Raw genomic sequence first — 23,766 nt, forward strand, 5'->3', positions numbered from 1 at the left:
GGAATGAAGCCGTTCGCCTCCCGTTATCTGCTCCTTGTGGCCTTTTCAGTGCTGCTGGGCGCCTGCCAAAGCACGCCGCCGGTGGCCGAAGTCCCCGATGCGCGGGCCACGGCCATCGCACAGCTGGAGCAAAGTCTGGCCAGCAGCGAACTGGCCACTGCCGAAGACCAATTGGCAGCCTTGCAGGCCGAAACACCCAACGATCAATCCCTTGAGCAATACCAGCGCCAGTTGGCCGAGGCCTATCTGCGTCGCAGCCAGATCGTCCTGCAAAAGGGCGATGTGAATGCGGCGGCGACTGCGCTGGCCCGTGCCCGCGTGCTGATGCCCAAGGCCCCGGCGCTGACGGGTGGCGTCAACGGCGCGATCACTGAAGCGCGCAAGGCTGAACTGGAGAAAGCCGAAGCGGCGCTGCAAGCCGCTGAAGCCAAGCCGAAGGCCAAGGTGATCGATCCGACTGCGCAAAGCACTACGGTCGCGCTGAATATCACCGACAGCCGCAAACTTCGTCGCCAACTGGATGCGATCGCCGCCGATGTGGTGAATTACGACTGTGCGGTAAGCATTCAGGCCCCGCGCACCAATGATTACCCGTGGCTGGCGACGTTGATCACCAAGCGCGTGAAGAAGCTTGATCCGGATTTCGATCTGAAAATCGAGAAACAGATTCTGCGCAGCGTGCCGGCACAGATGGTTCTGAGCCCGCGCAAACCCTGAAAAGCTTCGTCGGAACGCCGCCCGGAGCAAGCCCGCTCCCGCATTGAGTTCGTTGCGACACAGAACCAATGTGGTAGCGGGCTTGCTCGCGAAGGCGTCCTTTCAGCCAACCAACAGCCTTAAGCAGGAATGGCCTTGGCCTTGGGCTCCCGGTCCCAAACCCGATGCTGCCCGATCGCCGCAAAGAATGGCTTGGTCAGCGCGCCAACATCCTTGCCCTCCAGCAATCCGGCATCCGCCTCCAGCTTCAGCACGTCCAGCAACTGTTTGGCCTCGCCATGCAGCGCGACTGCCTTCAAGTGTTTGTACGCCTCCAGCAGGTAGTGCAACGCCACGCCGTCACCGCTCAACGCCTTGACCGACGCCGCGCCACCCGGCACGAATACCGCGTCGAACGCAATTGATGGCATGCCTTCCATCGATGCATCCACCGCCAGGGTTTTGCCATCGGCGGTCTTCACTGGCGCCGAAGTCGGGCCAAGCAGCTTGGCGTGCGCACCTTCTGCCGCCAGCGCCTTCTTCATCGCATCAATCGCCGCACCATCGACACCGTTGGCCGCAAGGATCGCGACTTTCCGTGTCTTGATGTTTTCCGGCAACAGGTTGGCCTGACTCAACGCTGGCGAGCGATCCAGTGAAGTTTTCGGCACGTCCACGGTACCTTTGCCTGGCGCCGGCAGACCCAGGTTGGCCGCCACGCGTTTGGCCAGTTCCAGGTCGATGTTGGCGAGAATCTCGTTCACTTCCCGCGCCCGGATGAATTCACGCTCAACCTTGCCCAGTTCGAAACTGTAGGCAGCGATGATGTGCTCTTTCTCGTGCGGGCTCATGCTGTTGAAGAACAGCCGAGCCTGGGAGAAGTGATCGCTGAACGACTCGCTGCGCTGACGGATCTTGTGCGCGTCGATCCGCTCCGGATAGCTTTCGAACCCGCCGTCCTGCGCCGCCGGTGGCGTTTCTTTCGGCCAGCCACCATCGATGGAGTTCGGTTCGTAAGAGGCGCGGCCCTTGTCGATCACCGTACGGTGTTGGGCATCGCGTTGGCCGTTGTGGAATGGCGCGACCGGGCGATTGATCGGCAGCTCATGAAAGTTCGGCCCGCCAAGTCGGCTGATTTGCGTATCGGTGTAGGAAAACAGCCGACCTTGCAGCAGCGGGTCATTGGAGAAGTCGATCCCCGGCACGATATGGCCGGGGCAGAACGCGACCTGTTCAGTCTCGGCGAAGAAGTTGTCCGGGTTGCGATTGAGGGTCATCTTGCCCAGCGGCGTGATCGGGACGATTTCCTCGGGGATCAGTTTGGTCGGATCGAGGATGTCGAAATCGAAGTCGTGTTCGTTTTCCTCCTCGATGATCTGTACGCCAAGTTCCCATTCCGGGTAATCACCCATCTCGATGGCTTCCCAGAGATCGCGCCGGTGGTAGTCGGTGTCTTTACCCGCAAGCTTTTGCGCCTCGTCCCACACCAGCGAACAGGTACCGGCGGTAGGGCGCCAGTGGAATTTGACGAAGCGCGATTTGCCCTCGGCGTTGATCAGGCGGAAGGTGTGCACACCGAAGCCCTGCATGCTGCGCAGGCTTTTCGGGATGGCGCGGTCGGACATGGCCCAGATGACCATGTGCGCGGATTCCGGCACCAGCGACACGAAATCCCAAAAGGTGTCGTGCGCGGAGCCGCCGGTGGGTATTTCGTTGTGCGGTTCGGGTTTTACCGCGTGGACGAAGTCGGGAAACTTGATCGCGTCCTGAATGAAAAATACCGGCATGTTGTTGCCGACCAGATCGAAGTTGCCTTCGTCGGTGAAGAACTTCACGGCAAAACCACGCACGTCACGCACGGTGTCGCCGGAACCGCGTGGCCCCTGCACCGTGGAAAACCGCACGAACACCGGGGTTTTCTTTCCCGGATCCTGCAGGAAACCGGCCTTGGTCAGCGCCGAATGGTTCTCGTAGCTCTGAAAGAAACCATGGGCGCCGGTGCCGCGGGCGTGGACGATGCGCTCGGGAATCCGCTCATGATCAAAGTGCGTGATCTTTTCACGCATGATGAAGTCTTCCAGCAGCGACGGCCCGCGAGCGCCGGCCTTCAGCGTGTTCTGGTTGTCTGCGACCTTCACGCCCTGATTGGTGCGCAGGGCCTGGCCGGTGGCGTCGGAGCGAAATTTTTCAAGACTGTCGAGTTTGGCGTTGGTGTTGGCGCGATCCAGAGTATCGGTTCCGGCCAGCTCACTTTTGGAAGGGACAGGTTTTTTGCTGCTCATCAGACGTAAACTCCTCGTTTGACCCCGGTGCTGCCGAGGCTCTTGAGTGGTTTCCGGACACGGCGCCCGGAGTTTCAAGTCGCTTAACTAGTGACTGATGAGGATTTTGGGCGTTCCTTTTTTATGACCTTTGATCGCGTTATTGCCAAATGACAGGTTGAATGCGGAATAAATGCTAATAACCTCTATACGGACAGGCTAAAATGCGCGCCCGGCTAACCGCTGATCCTTTTCCAACGCGCCCCACAAGGTTCGCTACGTGATCGAGTTTCAAAACGTCCATAAGACTTACCGCGTCGCCGGTAAGGACATCACCGCGCTGCACCCGACCAGCTTCTCCATCGAGAACGGTCAGGTTTTCGGCCTGATTGGCCATTCCGGTGCGGGAAAAAGTACCCTGCTGCGTCTGATCAATCGCCTGGAGCAATCCAGTGGCGGCAAGATCATCGTCGACGGCGAAGAAGTCACCGCGCTGGACGCCAAAGGCCTGCGCCGTTTCCGTCAGCAGGTCGGGATGATCTTCCAGCACTTCAACCTGCTGGCGTCCAAGACCGTGGCCGACAACGTCGCACTGCCGCTGACCCTGGCCGGTGAACTGTCCCGTGCCGAGATCGATCAGCGTGTGGCCGAGTTGCTGGCGCGGGTCGGTCTGTCCGATCACGCCAAAAAGTATCCGGCACAGCTTTCCGGTGGCCAGAAGCAGCGCGTCGGCATCGCACGCGCGCTCGCGACCAAACCGAAGATCCTGCTGTGCGACGAAGCCACCAGCGCTCTTGACCCGCAGACCACGGCGTCGGTCCTGCAACTGCTGGCCGAGATCAACCGCGAGCTGAAGCTGACCATCGTCCTTATCACCCACGAGATGGATGTGATCCGCCGCGTGTGCGATCAGGTCGGCGTGATGGATGCCGGTGTGATTGTCGAGCAAGGTTCGGTGGCCGATGTGTTCCTGCATCCGAAGCACCCGACCACCAAGCGTTTCGTGCAGGAAGACGAACAGATCGACGAAAGCGAGCAACGCGATGACTTCGCTCATGTGCCGGGCCGCATCGTGCGTCTGACCTTCCAGGGCGAAGCGACCTACGCGCCGTTGCTCGGTACCGTCGCCCGGGAAACCGGTGTGGACTACAGCATCCTGGCCGGTCGCATCGACCGCATCAAAGACATTCCCTACGGGCAATTGACCCTCGCCGTCACCGGTGGCGACATGGAAGCGGCGTTCGCCCGCTTCACCGCCGCTGACGTTCACATGGAGGTGTTGCGCTAATGGAAGACCTGATGAGTTTCTTCACCAATATCGACTGGTACGAAATCTGGCTCGCCACCGGCGACACCATGATGATGCTCGGCGGTTCGCTGCTGTTCACCGTGCTGCTCGGCTTGCCGCTGGGCGTGTTGCTGTTTCTGTGCAGCCCACGTCAGTTGCTCGAAGCCAAAGGCGTGTACGCCTTGCTGTCGCTGGTGGTGAACATCCTGCGTTCGCTGCCGTTCATTATTCTGCTGATTGTGATGATCCCGTTCACCGTGCTGATCACCGGCACCTCGCTGGGCGTGGCCGGTGCGATTCCGCCGCTGGTGGTGGGTGCGACGCCGTTCTTCGCGCGGCTGGTGGAAACCGCGTTGCGTGAAGTCGATCGCGGCATCATCGAAGCGACCCAGTCGATGGGCGCGACCACTCGCCAGATCATCATGAACGCCTTGCTGCCGGAGGCCCGTCCGGGCATCTTCGCAGCGATTACGGTGACGGCGATTACGCTGGTTTCCTACACGGCGATGGCCGGTGTGGTCGGTGCCGGTGGCCTGGGTGACCTGGCGATACGTTTCGGCTACCAGCGGTTCCAGACCGACGTGATGATTGTCACCGTGGTATTGCTGCTGATTCTGGTGCAAGTGCTGCAAATGGTAGGCGACCGACTGGTCGTGCACTTCTCGCGCAAATAACCGGTTTTGTAATGACATGAGCCGGCCATTCGCTGGCAGGCGCCAGACGGGCGCCGTAAAAAGGAGTTAGCTGAATGAAAAAACTGATTGTTGCCCTGGCTGCCGTCGCAGCGTTCTCGGCCCATGCCGAGGAAACCTTGACCGTTGCCGCCACCCCGGTGCCGCACGCGGAAATCCTCGAATTCGTGAAGCCGGTACTGGCCAAAGAAGGCGTGGATCTGAAGGTCAAGGTCTTCACCGACTACGTTCAGCCGAACGTCCAGGTGGCCGAAAAGCGTCTGGACGCCAACTTCTTCCAGCACCAGCCGTACCTCGATGAGTTCAACAAGGCCAAGGGCACCAGCCTGGTGTCCGTGACCGGCGTGCACCTGGAACCGCTGGGCGCCTACTCCAGCAAGATCAAGAAAATCGAAGAGCTGCCAAGCGGCGCCAACGTGGTCATCCCGAACGACGCCACCAACGGCGGCCGTGCGCTGTTGCTGCTGGCCAAGGCCGGCGTGATCACCCTGAAGGATCCGACCAACATCCTGTCGACCGTCAAGGACATCGCCCAGAACCCGAAAGACCTGAAGATCCGTGAACTGGAAGCCGCGACCATCCCGCGCGTGCTGACCCAGGTCGACCTGGCGCTGATCAACACCAACTATGCGCTGGAAGCCAAGCTTGATCCGTCCAAGGATGCGCTGGTCATCGAAGGCAGCGACTCGCCTTACGTGAACATCCTGGTGTCCCGCGCGGACAACAAGGACAGCGACGCCATGAAGAAACTGGCCGCTGCGCTGCACAGCCCGGAAGTGAAGAAATTCATTACCGAGAAGTACAAAGGCGCGGTGCTGCCGGCCTTCTGATCTGATCGTGCCCATGCTTTGCGTGGGCATGCATCCCGGACGCTTCGCGTCCGCTGGGACGCAGAGCGTCCCTTGCTGCATTCCCACGCAAAGCGTGGGAACGATCAAAAACGAAAAAGGGGACGCCAGTGGCGTCCCCTTTTTCGTTTTTGTGCGTCCATTTTTACTTGCGGTTGAGCATCACCGGCAACTGCGCCACCAGCTTGGCATTGTTCAACGGCGCACGAATGAACCCGCGCTGCGTACCGTCCGGCCCGATCACCGCCAGATTCCCGCTGTGATCCACCGTGTAATTCGGTTTGCTGGTATCGGCCGGAATGAACGGAATGCTCACCGCATTCGCCACCTTTTGCAGCTCGTCGATCGACTTCGGCGTCAGGCCGACGAACTGGGGATCGAAGTAGCCCAGGTATTGCTTCAACTGTGCAGGGTTGTCGCGGTTCGGGTCGACGCTGACCAGCACGATCTGCAATTTATCCACCGCATCCTTCGGCAGTTCGCTCTTGATCTGGCGCAGTTGGGCGAGGGTGGTCGGGCAGATGTCCGGGCAGAAGGTGTAGCCGAAGAACAACAGGCTCCACTTGCCTTTGAGCTCGTTGACCGTGACCGGTTGGCCGTCCTGATTGGTCATCGTCACGTCCGGCAGGTTGCGGCTCTGCGGCAGCAGGATGATGCCGGCGTCGATCAGTGCGGTCGGGTCGCCCTGGCCCTTGCCGCTCAGCACTTTGTTGACGGTCAGGCCGAGGATCAGCGCGATCACGGCGACGAGGATGAAGACGGTTTTCTGGGTTCGAGTCATAGGTTCAACAGTAGGTAGTGGTCTACGAGCAGGGCGATGAACAGCAGAAACAGGTACCAGATAGAGTACTTGAAGGTGTTGATCGCCGCGTGCGGCCGAGTGCCACGGTACAGCACCACGGCCCATTGCAGAAACCTCGCGCCCAGACCGAGCGCACAGATCAGGTACAGCAGGCCGCTCATGTGGATCACATATGGCAGCAGGCTCACCGCCAGCAGGGCGAAGGTGTACAGCAGAATGTGCACCTTGGTGTAGTGCTCGCCGTGGGTGACCGGCAACATTGGAATGTCGGCCTTGGCGTATTCCTCCTTGCGGTGGATGGCCAGCGCCCAGAAGTGCGGCGGGGTCCAGGCGAAGATGATCAGCACCAGCAGCAACGGTTCGGCACCGATGTGGCCGGTGGCAGCGGTCCAGCCGAGCAGCGGCGGGGCGGCACCGGCGAGGCCGCCGATGACGATGTTCTGCGGCGTCGCGCGTTTGAGGAAACCGGTGTAGATCACCGCGTAGCCGAGAAGCGAGGCCAGGGTCAGCCAGGCGGTCAACGGATTGGTGAAGGTCAGTAGCAAGGCCTGACCGAGCAACGCCAGCACCAGCGCAAAAGTCAGTGCCGCGGTGGGCGAAACCCTGCCTTCTGCCAATGGGCGTTTATGGGTGCGCGCCATGACGGCATCGATGCGCCGATCCACCACATGATTGACCGCCGCCGCGCCCCCGGCACACAACGCGATCCCCAGGTTGCCGAACACCAGCACCGTCCACGGCACCCCGGCGCGGGTCGCGAGGAACATGCCCACCAGTGAGGTGATCAGCATCAGCACCACGACTTTCGGTTTGGTCAGCTCCAGGTAATCGCGCCACAGCGCCTGCGCCGGACGTTCGCCGATCAGAATCGCCATGGCGTCTCTCCTTTAATAGTGATGGGCGCCGCCGAGTGTTTGCGCGGGCTCAGGCGCCAGCGCGCGATCATCGGCTGCTTGACCCGAACCAGGCTGGTCCGCGCGTGATAGTTGACCAGCACCATCGTCAGCAGCAACGCTGCACCGCCGGCGTTATGCGCCACGGCCACCGGCAGCGGCAGATGGAACAGCACGTTGCTGATGCCGAGGGTGATCTGCGCGGCGAGGGCGATCAGCACCAGCCCGGCCAGTCGCGTCATGCCGACCACTTTCAGCTGCCAGGCCAGACCGAGCAGCACGACTGTCACCAACAGCGCGCCGATGCGGTGGGTCAGGTGAATCGCCGTTCGTGCATCGCTGTCGAGTTGCCCGCCGAGGTAATTGGGGCCGATGTGTTGGGTCAGGTGAAAGCCGTTGGCGAAATCCGCCGGCGGCAGCCATTGGCCGTGACAGGTCGGGAAGTCGATGCAGGCCACTGCCGCGTAGTTGGAACTGACCCAGCCACCGAGGGCGATCTGGCCGATCACCAATAACAGTCCGGCGGTAGCCCAGTATTGCAAACGCTTGGGCACGGTCAGCGCCGGCAGCACACCGGACAGTCTCAAGGTCAGCAGAAACAGCAGGCTCAAGGTCGCGAACCCGCCCAGCAAATGCCCGGTCACCACCTGCGGCCAGAGCTTGAGCGTCACCGTCCACATGCCGAACGCCGCCTGGGCGAACACCACCGCCAGCAGAAACAGCGGCAGTTTCAGCGGTTGTCCCGGATGACGACGATTGACCCACGCCCGCCCGGCCAGAATCGAGATCAACATGCCGAGGGTGCCGGCGAAGTAGCGGTGGATCATCTCGTTCCAGCCCTTGTGCGCCTCCACCGGTGAGTCGGGGTAATGCAGTTCGGCATGGGCCAGTTGGGCTTCGCTCTTCGGCACGCTGATGAAGCCGTAGCAGCCCGGCCAGTCAGGGCAGCCGAGGCCGGCATGAGTCAGGCGGGTGTAGGCGCCGAGCAGCACCACGATCAGTGCCAGCAGCGTGGCAAACAGCGCGAGGCGAAATCCAGGTTTGGCCATGACGATGCCCTTATCCGATGTTCGACAGTTTCAGCAGGTGGCGCAGGTCGTTGAGCAGATCCTTGCCTTTGACGCTCGGGTCATAGCGCAGCACGAGGTTGCCGTGGGGATCGATGATCCACAGTTGCGGCGTGGCCTTGTCGCCCGTGGCCTTGCTGAAAGTCGCTGCGTCCAGCGGGTAACGTTGCAGCTGCGGGTATTCGCGGGTCAGCTTGGCTTCATAGTCGGCGCCCAGCGGTTGCGCAGCAGCGAGTGCATGGCTGGCGCGCCCGGCTTCGCGGCCCAGGCCGATCTGGATCTGGCGCGCCAGGTACACCAGTTGCTGACAGTCCACCGCGCAATCCTTCGGCGCGGTGACCAGCATCTGCCAGCGCGTTTCGTCGGACTGGATGCCGAGGTCGGCGCGGGTCTGGCCGTTGCCGATCAGTTCGCCGTGATAGCTGCGACCTTCCGGCACCCAGAACTGCAGCTTGTACATGCCGGTGGCGAGGATCATCGGACCGACCACACCGAGCACGATCAGCAGCAGCTGGATGCGTCCGCGACGGCGACTGGCCGGGGCTTTCGTTTCAGACATGCTGGGTGGATTCATGGCCGCTCCCATGGTGTTTCTCCTTTGCGTTGTGCCAGCCGAGATAGAGGTAGAGACCGAGCAGGGCGGTGGCCATGGCGAACCACTGCACGGCGTAACCAAGGTGTTTTTCCGGGCCCATTGCGACCACCGGCCAGTCAGCCTGATAGCTGGCCGGGCCGGGTTCGGCACGTAATTCGTAGGCGAAGCCGTCGCGTTCGAGGGTTTTCCACAGCTTGGCGGGCTCGATGGCGGTGACGGTTTGCGGCCAGGTGCTGCTGACCGGATCGGCATGCAGCTGGAAGGTGGCGCCGGGGGCGACATACACCCAGGCATCGACATTCACGGCGTCAGCCGGCGTGTTGAATTGCGGGGCCGTGCGCCGGTCCGGCCACGGCAACCAGCCGCGATTGACCAGCAGCCACTGGCCGCTGCGTTGATCCTGGAACGGTTGCAGCAGTTCGACGCCGACCTTGCCGTTGCGCTGACGGTTATCCAGCAACAGGCTGTGGGCGGCATCGAACTGGCCGTGCAGATGCACCCGGCGAAAGGCCGGATCAGCGCTGTGCAGCAACTCGGTGCTGGCCATCGGTTCGGCGGCGCGGCGTTCGGCGTAGCTGGCGAGCAGGGCGGTTTTTTCCGCGCCCCGGCCCAGTTGCCAGAAGCCCAGCGAAACCAGCAACGGCAGCAGCAGGCCGACCACCAGTGTCGGCACGACGCCCGGCCGGAAGCGCTTCATGGTTGCGCCGGAAAATCAGTGAATGCGATCGCTATACTCAAGTGCATCGCTTGTTCCCCCGGAGTTCTTCCCATGCTCAAAGCAGCCATCGTCCTGATGCTGATTGCCACGGTGCTCAGCCTGTTCAGCGGCCTGTTTTTCCTGGTCAAGGACGACAGCAGCTCGAATCGCCTGGTGATCGCCTTGAGTGTTCGGGTGACGTTGGCCGCCGTCACCGTCGGCCTGATCGCCTGGGGTTTCTACAGCGGCCAACTGGTGTCGCACGCGCCTTGGTAGGTTGATCCTCAGAGCACGTAAACGAAGATGAACAAGCCGATCCACACCACATCGACGAAGTGCCAGTACCAGCTCGCTGCTTCAAAGCCGAACTGATGTTCGTTGTCGAAGTGGCCCTTCATGATGCGCATCAGCATCACGAACAGAATGATCGTGCCGATGGTCACGTGGGCGCCGTGGAAACCGGTGAGCATGAAGAACGTCGCGCCGTAGATGCCCGAGCCGAGCGTCAGCCCCAGTTCGTGGTAGGCGTGGATATATTCCTCGGCCTGGAAGCCAAGGAACGCGCAACCCAGCAGCACGGTGATCGCCAGCCACAGTTTCAGCGCGCCGCGATGACCTTTCTTCAGCGCGTGGTGGGCGATGGTGATGGTCACGCTGGAGCTCACCAGCAGAATGGTGTTGATCAGCGGCAGGCCCCAGGGGCTGATGACTTCCTTGGGCGGCGGGAACAGTTTCGGATCCGGCGTGTGCAGCAGCGGCCAGGTGAACTGGAAGTTCGGCCAGAGCATGTGGGCGATGCCTTTGGTGCCTTCGCCGCCCAGTGCCGGGCCGGAGACGTGCCGCACATAGAACAGCGCGCCGAAGAAGGCGATGAAGAACATCACCTCGGAGAAGATGAACCAGCTCATGCCCCAGCGGAACGAGCGGTCCAGCTGCGGGCTGTACAACCCCGCTCGGCTTTCCTTGATCACCGCGCCGAACCAGCCGAACAGCATGTACGCCAGCAATAGCCCACCGACGAAAAAGATCAGCGGGCCGTGGGATTCCGGACGCGCTGCCTTCAGATCGTTGAACCAGGTCGCCAGACCGTACACGGTGACGAACATCCCCACCGTGGCCACGATCGGCCACTTGCTCTGGGCCGGGACGTAATAGTGCTCATGAGTTGCCATTTATTGTTCTCCTTATCGGGCACGCTTAACCGCCAGTGTTTGCAGCCACCGGAGGATGTCGGGCGGTGATATCGAACAGCGTGTAGGACAGCGTCAGGTGCTTCACGTCCTTGGGCATGTCGCGGTCAACGATGAAACGCACCGGCATCTCGATCTGCTGACCGGGCTGCAGCACCTGCTGGGTAAAACAAAAGCATTCGGTCTTGTGGAAATACGCCGCTGCATTGCTCGGCGCGATGCTCGGCACCGCTTGCGCGCTCATCGGTTTGTCGGTGGGGTTGCGCGCGATGAAGATCATCTCGTTCACCGCGCCGGGGTTGGCTGTGAGTTCGTCATGCTTGGGATAGAAATCCCACGGCATGTCGGCGGTGTTGGTCGACAGAAACTGCACCCGGACCTGCCGCGAAGCATCGACGGTCTGCTCGCCCTCGTACTGCCCGGCGGTCTTGCCGTTGATGCCGAAGGCCTTGCACATCACGTCGTAGATCGGCACCAGGGCAAAACCGAAGACGAACATCGCCACCACCACGCCGAGCAGTCGGGTGACCAGCTTCTTCATCGAAATCGAGTCAGCCATGATCCTTGCCCTCGGCCGAGAACCCTGTGGGAGCCGGCTTGCCAGCGATGCAGCCGACGCGGTGTTTCAGGCAGGCCGTCATCGCGGGCAAGCCCGCTCCCACAGGAGTTTCCACAAGGCAGAAAGTATTCATTTCACTTCCGGCGGCGTGGTGAAGGTGTGATACGGCGCCGGTGACGGCACGCTCCATTCCAGACCTTCGGCGCCATCCCACGGTTTGGCCGGAGCCGGTTCGCCGCCACGGATGGTCTTGATCACGATGAACAGGAAGAAGATCTGCGTGGCGCCGAACATGAACGCGCCGATCGACGAGACCATGTTGAAGTCGGCGAACTGTAGGTTGTAGTCCGGAATCCGCCGGGGCATGCCCGCCAGGCCGACGAAGTGCATCGGGAAAAACGTCAGGTTCATGCCGACAAAGGACAGCCAGAAGTGCAGCTTGCCCAGGGTTTCGTCGTACATGTGGCCGGTCCATTTCGGCAGCCAGTAATAGGCGGAGGCGAAGATCCCGAAGATCGCTCCCGGCACCAGTACGTAGTGGAAGTGCGCCACCACGAAGTAGGTGTCCTGGTACTGGAAGTCCGCCGGCGCGATGGCCAGCATCAGCCCGGAGAAACCGCCGATGGAGAACAGGATCACGAACGCCACGGCGAACAGCATCGGTGTCTCGAAGGTCATCGAACCCTGCCACATGGTGCTGGCCCAGTTGAACACCTTCACCCCGGTCGGCACCGCGATCAGCATCGTCGCGTACATGAAGAACAACTCGCCCACCAGCGGAATGCCCACCACGAACATGTGGTGCGCCCAGACGATGAACGACAGAAACGCGATGCTCGCCGTGGCGTAGACCATCGAGGTGTAGCCGAACAGCGGCTTGCGCGAGAAGGTCGGGATGATCTGGCTGACGGCACCGAAGGCCGGCAGGATCATGATGTACACCTCGGGGTGGCCGAAGAACCAGAACACATGCTGGAACAGCACCGGGTCACCGCCACCGGCGGCACTGAAGAAGCTGGTGCCGAAGTGGATGTCCATCAGCATCATCGTCACGCACCCGGCCAGCACCGGCATCACCGCGATCAGCAGGAACGCGGTGATCAGCCAGGTCCAGACGAACAGCGGCATTTTCATCAGGGTCATGCCGGGGGCGCGCAGGTTGAGGATGGTGGCGATCACGTTGATCGCGCCCATGATCGAACTGATCCCCATCAGGTGGATGGCGAAGATGAAGAACGTCACGCTTTCCGGCGCGTAGGTGGTGGAAAGCGGGGCATAGAACGTCCAGCCGAAGTTCGGCCCGCCACCGGGGGTGAACAGGGTCGAGACCAGCAGCAGGAACGCGGCCGGCAGCAGCCAGAAGCTGAAGTTGTTCATCCGCGGCAGGGCCATGTCCGGCGCGCCGATCATCAACGGGATCATCCAGTTGGCGAGACCGACGAACGCCGGCATCACCGCACCGAACACCATGACCAGGCCATGCATGGTGGTCATCTGGTTGAAGAACGCCGGCTCGACGATCTGCAGGCCGGGCTGGAACAGCTCGGCGCGGATCACCATGGCGAACGAGCCGCCGAGCAGGAACATGCAGAACGCAAACCACAGGTACAGCGTGCCGATGTCCTTGTGGTTGGTGGTCAGTACCCAGCGCATCAGGCCTTTGGCGGGGCCGTGTGCGTGGTCGTGGTCGGCATGACCGTGGTCATCGATGACAGCGCTCATGGCCGGTCTCCTTCATGTGAGTGGACTGGGCAGGCCGGAACGCAGGGCTCCGACCGGTTCACGAAGTACGCAATAGACCGGCTCATTTGCTTTCCGCCTGTTTCAGCTCCAGCACTTCTTTTGGCGTGACCATGTCGCCCTTGTTGTTGCCCCAGGCGTTACGTTCGTAGGTCACGACCGCTGCGATATCGACTTCCGAGAGTTGCTTGCCGAACGCCGCCATGGCGGTGCCGGGCTTGCCGTGGAAGACAATGCTCAGGTGCGCCTCTTTCGGACCGGTGGCGATTTTCGAGCCCTTGAGCGCAGGGAACATCGGCGGCAGGCCCTGGCCTTCAGCCTGGTGACAGGCGACGCAGGTGGTGTGGTAGATCTTGTCGCCACGTTCCTTGAGCTCGTCGAGGGTCCATTCCTTGCTGGTCAGCTCCTTGAGCTGCATCGCTTCGGCCTTGCGTTCGGCGAGCCATTTGTCGTAATCGGCCTTCTCTTTGACGTCGACCACGATCGGCATGAAGCCGTGATCCTTGCCGCACAGCTCGGCGCACTGGCCTCGGTAAATGCCGGGCTTGTCGATGCGGGTCCAGGCTTCGTTGACGAATCCGGGAATCGCATCGCGCTTGACCGCGAAGGCCGGCACCCACCAGGAGTGGATCACGTCAGCGGAGGTCACGAGGAAGCGCACCTTGGCGCCGGTGGGCAGCACCAGCGGCTTGTCGACCTCGAGCAGGTAATGCTCGCCCTTGGCTTCCTTGTTGTGGATCTGTTCGGCGGGCGTGGCCAGGTTGCTGAAGAACTCGACGTCCTGGCCCAGGTATTTGTAGTGCCACTTCCACTGATAGCCGGTGATCTGGATATCGATATCCGGCTCACTGGTGTCGTACATCTTGATCAGGGTCGCGGTCGCCGGAACGGCCATCGCCACCAGGATCAGCAGCGGGACGACGGTCCAGAGAATTTCGACGGTGGTGCTTTCGTGGAATTTTGCGGCGACCTGCCCGGTAGAACGGCGGTGCACCATCATCGACCAGAACATGGCGCCGAAGACGATGATCCCGATTACCACACAGATCCAGAAAATGGTCATGTGCAGGTCGAATACTGCGTGACTGATTTCAGTCGCTCCAGGCGCCATATTCACAGTCCAGGCAGCTTGCGCCGGGCTGAAAATCGACCACAACAGGAGGCCCATCCAGACGTGTGGATGTCGCATCATTGCGGGTTCCCCTTATCGTTCTTGTTATCCCGCCGGCTTTCACCAGAGGCAAGGGAGCGGCTGCATCAGACTACGAACTTGAATCGCCGGGCCTTGCTGCGTGGGCAGTCGGGCGTCATCAGCTAACTCCATTCATTGGCGAGTATAGACAGCCGCTGAAAAATGCAATGTGCGGACGTAAATCGAATGAAACAGCTGGCACTTGCGTTCAAGGGCACGGATGGAGAAGGATGCAGACGAGTGGTGGCAAACCGATATAACGCCGGTGCATCAAGGATGAAATAATTATGACAAATGCGTCTTAGCATTTTTCGTAAGCCAGCTAAGTTATGTCTTCCCTATTTCATTGCCTTGTTTCCTGGAGTTTTCATGAACACCGCCGCATTGCGCGAGCAAATACATATAGCCCGACAACACGAGATTGAAACCGGAAAGCTGACCCGTCAGCTGGAAGCCCAACTGCAACACCTGCATCCGGCCATCCAGTTGCCGGAAACCGACGCCAACGGCGTGCTGACGCGTTTTGTCGCCGCCTACATCGACGAAGTGCCAGACCTGCTGGATGCAGCCAATGAAGTCGCCAGGGAAGCGGGAATCGAGTCGCAGATCAAACCGGTGCTGAAAATCGCCGAACAGTACTTCATCCAGCCGCCCGTGGGCCTGGACAGTCTGCTGGACGAGGCCTATCTGGCACACCGTTTTGTCGAAGAGGTCAACGACCTGTACATCAAGCATTTCGGCCAGCCACTGATCCCCTTGGACATGACGGTCGCCAATCTGATTGCTCACCAGTTGATCGGTGAGGAGTTTGCCAACCAACTCGACGAAGTGGTGCATCACGCAGTGGACAGCATGCTCGACGACGACAGCTTTGCGCTGGAGTCGGTGGAAGCCTACCGCGAGAAACTCAGCAGCCCGGACACCGGTGCGGCGTGGAAACGCTGGCCGTGCATGAGCCGCCGTCTGGGCGTGGGCCTGGAGCTGGATCAGCCTGCGGCTTGATCTCTGCGCAAACGATTGGGGGAACAGATTGCTCTGTTCCCCCAAATGTTTTCAGCCCGCCGCACCGATCCCGGTGGTGGTGCGGATCCGTCCCTCAAGCCTGCGTTTCAACCCGCGCGACTCGATCAACAGTTTCGCCCCCTTGGCCGCATTCGCCCGGCCCCACTCTTCGAGCAGTTCCAGACACGAATGGTCGATGTAGCTCAGATTGTTGAGCGGCACATGCACCGTCGTGCCAGGCGGAATGCTGCCCAGCACCTGAGTCAGTGCCGGCACTTTGAGGAACGTTGCCGCGCCCACCAGACGCAACTCCATTTCACCTTCCTGCGGCAGATCGATCAGGCTGATTTTCAGGCGCGAGGCCTTGAACGCCAGTTTCACCAGGGTCAGGCCGAAACCGATCAGCACGCCGGTCAACAGGTCAGTGAAGATGATCGCCAGCGCCGTGGCGGCGTAGGTAAACATCGGCATCCGGCCATAGCGGCCCAGACCACGGAACGCCTTGAGATCCACCAGTTTGAAGCCGGTGTAGACCAGGACGCCCGCCAGACTCGCCACCGGAATGCTCTGCAACAGGCTCGACAGCAACAGCACGAAGGCCAGCAGCCACAGGCCATGGAAAATCGTTGAGTAACGCGTGGTGGCACCGGCCTGGACGTTGGCCGAACTACGCACGATCACCCCGGTCATCGGCAGGGCGCCGACCAGACCACAGAGCATGTTGCCGACGCCTTGTGCCGACAGTTCACGGTCGAAATCCGAACGCGGGCCGCTGTGCATGCGATCCACTGCGGCGGCGGACAGCAGGGTTTCGGCGCTGGCAATGAAGGCCACGGCGAACGCGGCGATCAGCAGCGTCGGGTCAGCCAGACTGAGCAGATCCGCCGGTTTCAGCCAGTCGATGGCTTCGGCCAGATTCGCCGGCACTTCAACACGTTTGACCTGCAACGCCAGCAGCAGACTGGCACCTGTCGCCAGGCCGACACCGAGCAATGCACCCGGAATGAAGCGCAGCGAATGCGGGCGGAATTTCTCCCACAGCCACATCACGGCGATGGTCGACAGCCCGAGCAACCCGGCCTGCCAGCCAACGGACGGCAAGGCCTGCGCCACCGCGCCGGGGAAAGCCGTGAGGTTGTCGAGGCCGGAGGGTTTGGGCGAAGCGTCGAGCATCACATGCACCTGCGAGAGCACGATCAGCACGCCAATCCCGGCAAGCATGCCGTATACCACCGCTGGCGCCGTGACCCGGAACCAGCAACCGAGTTTCAGGCGTCCCGCTACCAGTTGCAGGAAACCGGCGAGCAGCAGGATCGGCCCGAGCATTTCGATGCCGTGCTGGCGCACCAGCTCGAACACCAGCACCGCCAGACCCGCCGCCGGCCCGCTGACCTGCAACGGCGAACCCGCCAGCCAGCCCACCACCAGACCGCCGATGATCCCGGTGATCAGGCCTTTGGCCGGCGGCAGCCCTGACGCAATGGCAATGCCCATGCACAGCGGCAGGGCGACCAGAAACACAACCACTGAAGCGAGCAGCTCCCGTGGCAACACAGCTTTCAATTGAGCCGCACGCATGGCGATACTCCCGAAGTTTTCTTCAGGCGTGGCGATGCCGGGCCGCTGAAACAGCGGCCGGCGTCAAACCACACAGATTTTTAGGAGGATTCAGAAGCGCGCTTTGGGCGTCGCCACCGGGATCGGATGGCTGCCGTCGAGCGGCAGGAAGCAACCCTGATCCGCGTCGTAAGCCTTGATTTCGCTGGTTTCGATGTTGTAGACCCAGCCATGGATGAACAGATGACCGTTCGCCATTCGCGAGGCTACCGAAGGATGGGTACGCAAGTGCTGCAGTTGGGCGATGACGTTCTCCTCGGTGAGGATCGGCATGCTTTCTTTTTCGTCGGTGCAGTTGCAGTTGTCATGCACCATGGTTTTCGCCACTTCGGCGTGGCGCAGCCAGGCTTTGACCGTCGGCATTTTTTCCAGGCTGCCCGGATTGAGCACTGCGCGCATGGCGCCGCAATCGGAATGGCCGCAAATGATGATGTGCTGCACGCCAAGGGCCAGTACCGCGTATTCGATGGCGGTGGAAACGCCGCCGTTCATCTGGCCGTAGGGTGGCACGACGTTTCCGACGTTACGGGTCACGAACAGATCGCCGGGCGAACTCTGGGTAATCAGTTCGGGCACGATGCGCGAGTCGGCGCAGGTGATGAACATCGCCCTTGGCGACTGGGCCGTGGCGAGTTTCTTGAAGAGTTCTTCCTGCTGCGGGAAGACCTCATGATGAAAATGCAAAAAGCCGTCAACGATATGCTTCAACGCTGCATCGGCGGATTCCGCCACGGAGGCGGCTGGCGCCGACGCAGCCAACGGCTGATTATCCTTGTCACTCATGATTCATCCTCATTGGCGGATTCGGGGAGTCGTTCCCGTGTATTCCGGTGTGAAGCCAGTGGCTGTTCAGAACATCCGGGCCATCCCGACCCATCAGTCACTCGATGAACAAGGTAACCGCCGAAACTTAACTCAAACTGAATGAAGCGCTCTAGAACGTGTGTTCCAGGTCACAAAAAACGTGACTGACGTAAACCGGGCCTGGCATTCCTTCCTCTCAATCAGAGGGCCAATAATTTCTAAATCAGCGCCATCTGGCGCCCCGGCGGACAGAAGGCCGTGCAATCGAGGTTGAAGCCTTCGCGATGATTGAGCCCAAGGCGTTTCAATGCTTTGGCGAAACGCTGGGCGAGCAGGTCGGCAAACGGCCCTTCACCGCGCATCCTGGCGCCGAAACGGCTGTCGTACAGCTCGCCGCCACGGCTCTGGCGAATCAGGCTCAGTACATGGGCAGCGCGCTGCGGGTAGTGAGCCTCAAGCCACTCCTCGAACAGCGGCGCCACTTCCAGCGGCAGCCGCAGCATCATGTAGGCTGCGCTCTGGGCGCCGGCGGCATGGGCTTCGGTCAGCAGGCTTTCGATTTCGCTGTCGTTGATCATCGGAATCATCGGTGAACACAGCACACCCACCGCAATCCCTGCCTCGCGCATGACCCGGATCGCCCGCAGCCGGGCCTTGGGCGCGGCGGCGCGGGGTTCGAGGATGCGTTTGAGTTCATCATCCAGGGTCGTGAGGCTGATCATCACTGCCACCAACCGCTGTTGCGCCAGTTCGGTGAGCAGGTCGAGATCGCGCAGGATCAGCGAACCCTTGGTGACGATGGTCACCGGATGCCGGTAGCGCAGCAGTACTTCGAGGGTCTGGCGGGTGATCCGGTGTTCACGTTCGATCGGCTGATAGGGATCGGTGTTGGAACCAAGGTTGATCGGCGCGCATTGGTAGCCTTTTTTCCCCAGCTGTTCTTCCAGCACCTGGGCGGCGTTGGTCTTGGCGATCAGCTTCGTTTCGAAATCCAGCCCCGGCGACATGTCCCAATAGGCGTGGCTGGGCCGTGCGTAGCAATAAATACAGCCATGCTCGCAGCCGCGATAGGGATTGATCGAACGGTCGAAGGGCAGGTCTGGCGAGGTGTTGCGGGTGATGATGGTCTTCGCGGTTTCAAAACTGACTTCGGTGCCCTGGGTCACGGGTACTTCCTGATACCAGCCGTCATCCTCGGCCACCGAACGACTCGGCGCAAAGCGGTTGTGCGGGTTGGTGGCGGTGCCGCGACCGCGCGGGGGCAAGGGGGTGGTCATGACGGGTTTCCTTGATCTGTATATGCATACAGTATCCGTCGAAGGCCGGATGATCCACTACCGTTCGGCGTCGATTGATAATTGACAGGGTTAGTTACTTACCTATTTAAATAACGAACTTTATTCGAGTGCAAATTAAAGAAACACAAGTTGGCTGGTGGTTTGTTGTTGATATCCCTAGCATCCACTTCGCTTTACAACACTTGATCAAATGAAAGACAAAGGGATTTGATAATGTCGTTTTTTAATTCTCGTGGAATTTTTCTGCAAATGATGCAACCCGGTCCTTCGGAGCCCAATACACTGGTTTCCATGCAACTGGCGCGCAAGGAACTGGGCTGGGATGCCGAGGCTCGCCAGCAGACTGAAATGCTGGTGGACCCGATTTTTGTTACCGCTACGTCCAGCGACGGCGGGCGTACCTTCAGTCTTGACCGTTTGAATCACGATGTGGATCGGGACGGAGAAGTGGGTGAGCAGGATCGAGCCAAACTGATTGCCCTGGCTAAAGCCTACGTCAGCATTACCAATCCGTAACAGCGGTTGAATATATAACCCCTGCATGTTTATTCATGCAGGGGTTGTTTTTTTTAGTTATGACTGGTGACTTGTCCAAGATCGTCGGTTGATGTGGTGGTCATGTCGTCCGTGCGTAACTTTGCAACATCTTTGGCTGTAACGGCCGATGCCTTGTTACCCCAACTTCCACGAATAAAGCTCACCACATCCGCCACTTCCTGATCCGACAGGCGCCAGGCGAAGCCAGGCATGGTGAAGGTGGACGGCGCCGTGTGCGTTGCCGGCAGGGTACCGCCCTTGAGCACGATGTGGATCAGCGACGTCGGGTCATCCGATTGCAGCACCGGGTTGCCCGCCAGCGCCGGGAACACCCGGGTGTAGCCGTGGCCGTCAGTACGGTGGCATGCCGCGCAGTTATCGATGTACACCGACGCGCCACGTTGGCTGTCATCCCCGTTCCACAAGGCCTTGGCAGCTTTCTCGTCGTACTGGTGCGGCTGGTCGGCAGGGTCATTGGCCGGCAGCGATTTCAGGTAACGGGCAATCGCGGTCAGGTCGGCGTCGGTCATGTACTGCATGCTGTGGGTGACCACGTCGCTCATGCCGCCGAACACCGCGCTGCGGTCGCTGCGACCGGTCTTGAGGAACTGCACCAGTTGCTCTTCGCTCCAGCTGCCGAGACCGTCCTTGTGGTCGCCGCGCAGGCTCTTGGCGATCCAGCCTTCCAGCGGCGCACTGCCTGACAGAAAACTGTTGCCTTCGGCCGCGCTCAGGGATTTTTCCTGCATGGTCAGGGCTCGTGGCGTATGGCAGGCGCCGCAATGTCCGAGGCCTTCCACCAGATACGCCCCACGGCTGACCACGGCATCGTCCGACGCGGCTTTGTAATCCTCGACTTTCGGCGCGAACAGCCAGCGCCAGCCCGTCAGCGGCCAGCGCATGCTCAGTGGCCACGGAATATCGCTGGCTTTGTTTTCCTGTGCCACTGAGGCAACGCCGTGCGTGAAGTAGGCGTAGAGCGCCTGCATATCGGTTTCGCTGACGCGGGCGTAGGACGGGTACGGCATCGCCGGGTACAAGGTACTGCCGTTTTTGGCCACGCCATGCCGCACGGCCTGGTCGAAGTCCTCGAAGCTGTAATCACCGATGCCGGTTTTGTCCGGGGTGATGTTGGTCGAGTAGATCGTGCCGATCGGGGTTTCCATCGGCAGGCCACCGGCGAACGGCTTGCCGTCCTTGGCCGTGTGGCAGGCCACACAGTCGCCGGCGCGGGCCAGGTATTCGCCTTGTTTGATCAGGGATTGATCAACTTCGGCGCCATGAACGGCCGTGCTGCCGAGCAGGGCCAGGGTCGCGATAACGAGAGTTTTCATGGTCATCGCTCCTTAAGCCTGAACCAGCGGGCCGGGGTTTTTCAGGTATTGCTCGCGAATCGCTTTCGCCGACCAGTAGGTCAGCGCGGCGACCAGGCCAGTCGGGTTGTAACCCAGGCCTTGCGGGAACGCCGAGGCGCCCGGAACGAACACGTTGTGCACGTCCCAGCTCTGCAGATAGCGATTGAGCGCGCTGGTCTTCGGATCGGTGCCCATGATCGCGCCACCGTTGAGGTGGGTGGTCTGGTACGACGCAGTGTTGAAGTGGTCGCCGACCTTCTTGCCGATCACGGCGATGGCCTTCGGGCCCATGGCCTCGGCGATCTTGCCCATTTTCTCGACCATGAAGCGGTTCATCTTGATGTCGTTTTCCTGCCAGTCGAACGTCATCCGCAGCAGCGGCATGCCGTAGGCATCGCGGTACACCGGATCCAGATCGAGGTAGTTGCCACGGTAGGATTGATGCGCACCGTGGGCGTCCATCGACACCTGGTGGGTGTAGTAATCGGCGGTCGCGCGTTTCCACGCGCTGCCCCAGGCCGGCGTACCCGGCGGGTTGGAGGTGCCGGCGATCGGTCGGCTGCCGGCCTGGTTGACCCACATCGGCGAACCACCGACGAAACCGTGTGGTCCGTGATCGAAGTTGTCGGCGTTGAAGTCATCCACCGCCACACCGTTGCCGCCGGCGCCGATGAAATTGTTGGTGTGGGTGTCCTTGTCGAAGAACGCCTTGATGGTGGCCATGTTCTGGTAAGCGAAGTTGCGCCCGACCACGCCTTCACCGCTGACCGGGTCGTACGGTTTGCCGATGCCGGAGAGCAGCATCAGGCGCACGTTGTGCAACTGGAACGCGCCGAGGATTACCAGATCGGCCGGTTGCTCGATCTCGCGGCCCTGGCCGTCGATGTAGGTGACGCCGGTGGCTTTGGTTTTCGTGCTGTCGAGGTTGACCCGCAGAACGTGGGCATTGGGCCGCAGTTCGAAGTTCGGCAGCGGCTTCAGCGCCGGCAGAATATTCACGTTCGGCGACGCTTTGGAGTACATGTAGCAGACGTAACCGCTGCAGAAACCGCAGAAGTTACACGGACCCATTTGTGTGCCGTAAGGATTGGTGTACGGACCCGACGTATTGGCGGAAGGCAGGTTGTAGGGTTTGTAACCCACCTCCGTAGCCGCTTTGCCGAACAGCTGTGCGGAAACCGTGTTCTTCTGCGCTTCCAGTGGAAACGGGTTCGAACGATCCGGGGCGTACGGGTTGCCGCCCTTGCCCTGACCGACCAACTGGCCTTTGACGGTCCAGGCCTGGCCGGAGGTGCCGAAGACTTTTTCGGCGAAGTCGAAGAACGGCTCCAGCTCTTCATAGCTGACACCGAAGTCCTGGATGGTCATGTCCTTGGGGATAAAGCTTTTGCCGTAGCGCTCTTCGTAGTGGCTGCGCATGCGCAGCTCGATCGGGTCGACGCGAAAGTGCACGCCCGACCAGTGCAGCCCGGCGCCGCCCACGCCATTGCCCGGCAGGAACGCGCCCAACTGGCGGTTCGGCAGGGCGATGTCGTTGACGCTGTGGCGGATGGTGACGGTTTCCTTGGAGATGTCCTGAAAGAGTTTTTTGCGCACGCTGTAGGTGAGTTCGTCGATCACCTGGGGATAGTTGCCGTCCGGGTAGGTGTCCTGCATCGGCCCGCGTTCCAGCGCCAGCACGTTGAGGCCTGCCTCGGTCAGCTCCTTGGCCATGATCGCGCCTGTCCAGCCGAAACCGACGATCACTGCGTCGACCTTCTTCATTACCGTTGCCATGCTCACGCCCTCTCGCCGCGAATCGAAACTGCCGGGAAGGGGTACTGCTCGTTGCGTTCCACCCAATCCATGAAATCGGCGCGGGCGCCGGGGAAGCCGATCATGGTCCAGCCGACCATGCCTTTATTGCCGCCGTGGATCGGGTCGCAGAAGAACCCTTCCTTGGTGTTTTGCAGCAAAAGACTGAAGAAAATCTTCGCCGGAACAGCGTCGAATTGCGGTGTTCCAGCTTCAAGCTGCTTGAGCAGATCGTCTCGGGTAGCGCTGTCTTGCTCGGCAAATGTTTTACCGTTGATGGATTTTGCCCACTGATCCGTGGCGGCGATGCCGAGGCGATAGATCTCTTTCGGCACCAGTTTGCTCTGCCAGCCCATCTCTGGCGCAGCGTCGGCATTGAACGGGCCCTGCATGTACCAAAGGGCACCGGCGGCGTACGGCGTGTTCATCTGACGGTCGATGTATTCCGGCACGCCGGCTTCGAGTGCACCCGGACCCTGCGCATCGTTGGGGATCAATTGCGCGACAGCGGCATTGATGAACGCCCACTCTTCGGCAGTGAAGTAGCTCGGCTGATAAGGGCTGGCTTCAACGGCGGCCGCTTTTGCCGGGGCAGGCGCGCTTTCAGGCGCGGCTTGCAGCACCGTGCTGCCCAGACCGCTGCCGGCGAGGGTGACGACCGGAATCAGGGTCAGGGATTTGCGCAAAAAGTCACGCCGCGGGTTGTCTCGATCTTCATCAGACATGGGGGATGCACCTCATCAGGCATTGATGGTTGTCAGCCGTTTCTGCGAACGACTCAAGAATTTTCTGGCTGCGACGTGGCCGGAATGACAGGGAAAGAGGGGACGCGTCTGCAA

General features: G+C 60.9%; 23 protein-coding genes. 7 read left to right on the forward strand and 16 right to left on the reverse strand.

Annotated elements, in window-relative coordinates:
* Positions 1-3: 3 nt before the first annotated feature.
* Positions 4-717, forward strand: coding sequence for a PA5502 family lipoprotein (locus AC1MDC_RS21070; protein ID WP_085696545.1), 714 nt, complete (start codon positions 4-6; stop codon positions 715-717).
* 119 nt (positions 718-836) lie between these two features.
* Here the strand turns inward: AC1MDC_RS21070 and katE are convergent, their stop codons facing one another.
* Entirely contained in the window at positions 837-2,978 is a 2,142-nt protein-coding gene (katE, locus tag AC1MDC_RS21075; RefSeq protein WP_480393595.1) for a catalase HPII, read from the reverse strand.
* A gap of 259 nt (positions 2,979-3,237) precedes the next feature.
* Between katE and AC1MDC_RS21080 the strand changes: the two genes are divergently transcribed.
* From AC1MDC_RS21080 to AC1MDC_RS21090, 3 genes are all read left to right on the forward strand, one after another.
* Positions 3,238-4,245: a methionine ABC transporter ATP-binding protein gene (locus AC1MDC_RS21080; RefSeq protein ID WP_085696542.1), complete on the forward strand. Its 1,008-nt coding sequence runs from the start codon at positions 3,238-3,240 to the stop codon at positions 4,243-4,245.
* Complete coding sequence (locus AC1MDC_RS21085) at positions 4,245-4,919, forward strand: methionine ABC transporter permease (RefSeq protein WP_007953997.1); 675 nt, start codon at positions 4,245-4,247, stop codon at positions 4,917-4,919. Before AC1MDC_RS21080 ends, AC1MDC_RS21085 begins: the two co-directional genes overlap by 1 nt.
* Positions 4,920-4,993: 74 nt before the next feature.
* Positions 4,994-5,767: a MetQ/NlpA family ABC transporter substrate-binding protein gene (locus AC1MDC_RS21090; RefSeq protein ID WP_085702221.1), complete on the forward strand. Its 774-nt coding sequence runs from the start codon at positions 4,994-4,996 to the stop codon at positions 5,765-5,767.
* A gap of 163 nt (positions 5,768-5,930) precedes the next feature.
* Here AC1MDC_RS21090 and AC1MDC_RS21095 read toward each other — a convergent pair whose 3' ends face one another.
* Genes AC1MDC_RS21095 through AC1MDC_RS21115 form a run of 5 tightly spaced genes read right to left on the reverse strand, consistent with a single transcriptional unit; the run spans position 5,931 to position 9,839 of the window.
* Positions 5,931-6,566, reverse strand: coding sequence for an SCO family protein (locus AC1MDC_RS21095; RefSeq protein WP_085696539.1), 636 nt, complete (start codon positions 6,564-6,566; stop codon positions 5,931-5,933).
* The gene (gene cyoE / locus AC1MDC_RS21100) at positions 6,563-7,462 is read right to left on the reverse strand and encodes a heme o synthase (protein WP_085696537.1); all 900 of its coding nucleotides are present in this window, start codon (positions 7,460-7,462) and stop codon (positions 6,563-6,565) included. The genes AC1MDC_RS21095 and cyoE overlap by 4 nt, the downstream gene beginning before the upstream one ends.
* Entirely contained in the window at positions 7,450-8,529 is a 1,080-nt protein-coding gene (locus AC1MDC_RS21105; RefSeq protein WP_085696535.1) for a COX15/CtaA family protein, read from the reverse strand. The genes cyoE and AC1MDC_RS21105 overlap by 13 nt, the downstream gene beginning before the upstream one ends.
* A gap of 10 nt (positions 8,530-8,539) precedes the next feature.
* Positions 8,540-9,133 (reverse strand): hypothetical protein, encoded by a 594-nt coding sequence (locus AC1MDC_RS21110; protein WP_085696939.1) that lies wholly within the window; start codon positions 9,131-9,133, stop codon positions 8,540-8,542.
* Positions 9,099-9,839: an SURF1 family protein gene (locus AC1MDC_RS21115; protein WP_085702220.1), complete on the reverse strand. Its 741-nt coding sequence runs from the start codon at positions 9,837-9,839 to the stop codon at positions 9,099-9,101. Before AC1MDC_RS21115 ends, AC1MDC_RS21110 begins: the two co-directional genes overlap by 35 nt.
* A 72-nt stretch (positions 9,840-9,911) precedes the next feature.
* Between AC1MDC_RS21115 and AC1MDC_RS21120 the strand changes: the two genes are divergently transcribed.
* Positions 9,912-10,115, forward strand: a complete 204-nt coding sequence (locus AC1MDC_RS21120) for a twin transmembrane helix small protein (RefSeq protein ID WP_227234035.1) — start codon at positions 9,912-9,914, stop codon at positions 10,113-10,115.
* Positions 10,116-10,123: 8 nt separating this feature from the next.
* Here the strand turns inward: AC1MDC_RS21120 and AC1MDC_RS21125 are convergent, their stop codons facing one another.
* From AC1MDC_RS21125 to coxB, 4 genes are all read right to left on the reverse strand, one after another.
* Positions 10,124-11,011, reverse strand: coding sequence for a cytochrome c oxidase subunit 3 (locus AC1MDC_RS21125; protein WP_085690430.1), 888 nt, complete (start codon positions 11,009-11,011; stop codon positions 10,124-10,126).
* A 25-nt stretch (positions 11,012-11,036) separates the two neighbouring features.
* Positions 11,037-11,588: a cytochrome c oxidase assembly protein gene (locus AC1MDC_RS21130; RefSeq protein WP_011331799.1), complete on the reverse strand. Its 552-nt coding sequence runs from the start codon at positions 11,586-11,588 to the stop codon at positions 11,037-11,039.
* A 129-nt stretch (positions 11,589-11,717) separates the two neighbouring features.
* The gene (gene ctaD / locus AC1MDC_RS21135; RefSeq protein ID WP_085696532.1) at positions 11,718-13,310 is read right to left on the reverse strand and encodes a cytochrome c oxidase subunit I; all 1,593 of its coding nucleotides are present in this window, start codon (positions 13,308-13,310) and stop codon (positions 11,718-11,720) included.
* Between the two features lie 82 nt (positions 13,311-13,392).
* Entirely contained in the window at positions 13,393-14,520 is a 1,128-nt protein-coding gene (coxB, locus tag AC1MDC_RS21140) for a cytochrome c oxidase subunit II (RefSeq protein WP_227234036.1), read from the reverse strand.
* A 369-nt stretch (positions 14,521-14,889) separates the two neighbouring features.
* Between coxB and AC1MDC_RS21145 the strand changes: the two genes are divergently transcribed.
* Positions 14,890-15,522: a hypothetical protein gene (locus AC1MDC_RS21145; RefSeq protein WP_007953981.1), complete on the forward strand. Its 633-nt coding sequence runs from the start codon at positions 14,890-14,892 to the stop codon at positions 15,520-15,522.
* A gap of 51 nt (positions 15,523-15,573) precedes the next feature.
* Here AC1MDC_RS21145 and AC1MDC_RS21150 read toward each other — a convergent pair whose 3' ends face one another.
* From AC1MDC_RS21150 to AC1MDC_RS21160, 3 genes are all read right to left on the reverse strand, one after another.
* Positions 15,574-17,100: a SulP family inorganic anion transporter gene (locus AC1MDC_RS21150; protein ID WP_085702217.1), complete on the reverse strand. Its 1,527-nt coding sequence runs from the start codon at positions 17,098-17,100 to the stop codon at positions 15,574-15,576.
* Between the two features lie 90 nt (positions 17,101-17,190).
* Positions 17,191-17,922 carry a carbonic anhydrase gene (locus tag AC1MDC_RS21155; protein ID WP_085696528.1) on the reverse strand — a complete coding sequence of 244 codons (732 nt, stop codon included), beginning with the start codon at positions 17,920-17,922 and terminating at the stop codon, positions 17,191-17,193.
* 239 nt (positions 17,923-18,161) lie between these two features.
* Entirely contained in the window at positions 18,162-19,220 is a 1,059-nt protein-coding gene (locus AC1MDC_RS21160) for a PA0069 family radical SAM protein (protein ID WP_085702216.1), read from the reverse strand.
* Between the two features lie 234 nt (positions 19,221-19,454).
* On the opposite strand from AC1MDC_RS21160, the gene AC1MDC_RS21165 reads away from it, so the two are divergent.
* Positions 19,455-19,757: a hypothetical protein gene (locus AC1MDC_RS21165; RefSeq protein WP_085702215.1), complete on the forward strand. Its 303-nt coding sequence runs from the start codon at positions 19,455-19,457 to the stop codon at positions 19,755-19,757.
* A gap of 53 nt (positions 19,758-19,810) precedes the next feature.
* Here AC1MDC_RS21165 and AC1MDC_RS21170 read toward each other — a convergent pair whose 3' ends face one another.
* Genes AC1MDC_RS21170 through AC1MDC_RS21180 form a run of 3 tightly spaced genes read right to left on the reverse strand, consistent with a single transcriptional unit; the run spans position 19,811 to position 23,652 of the window.
* A complete protein-coding gene (locus AC1MDC_RS21170) occupies positions 19,811-21,112 on the reverse strand; it encodes a c-type cytochrome (protein WP_480393596.1) in 1,302 nt (433 codons plus the stop codon).
* Positions 21,113-21,124: 12 nt separating this feature from the next.
* A complete protein-coding gene (locus AC1MDC_RS21175) occupies positions 21,125-22,909 on the reverse strand; it encodes a GMC family oxidoreductase (RefSeq protein WP_480393597.1) in 1,785 nt (594 codons plus the stop codon).
* Between the two features lie 2 nt (positions 22,910-22,911).
* A complete protein-coding gene (locus AC1MDC_RS21180) occupies positions 22,912-23,652 on the reverse strand; it encodes a gluconate 2-dehydrogenase subunit 3 family protein (protein WP_085696520.1) in 741 nt (246 codons plus the stop codon).
* Between the last annotated feature and the right edge of the window lie 114 nt (positions 23,653-23,766).

The sequence above is a fragment of the Pseudomonas sp. 1 genome (assembly GCF_056626735.1).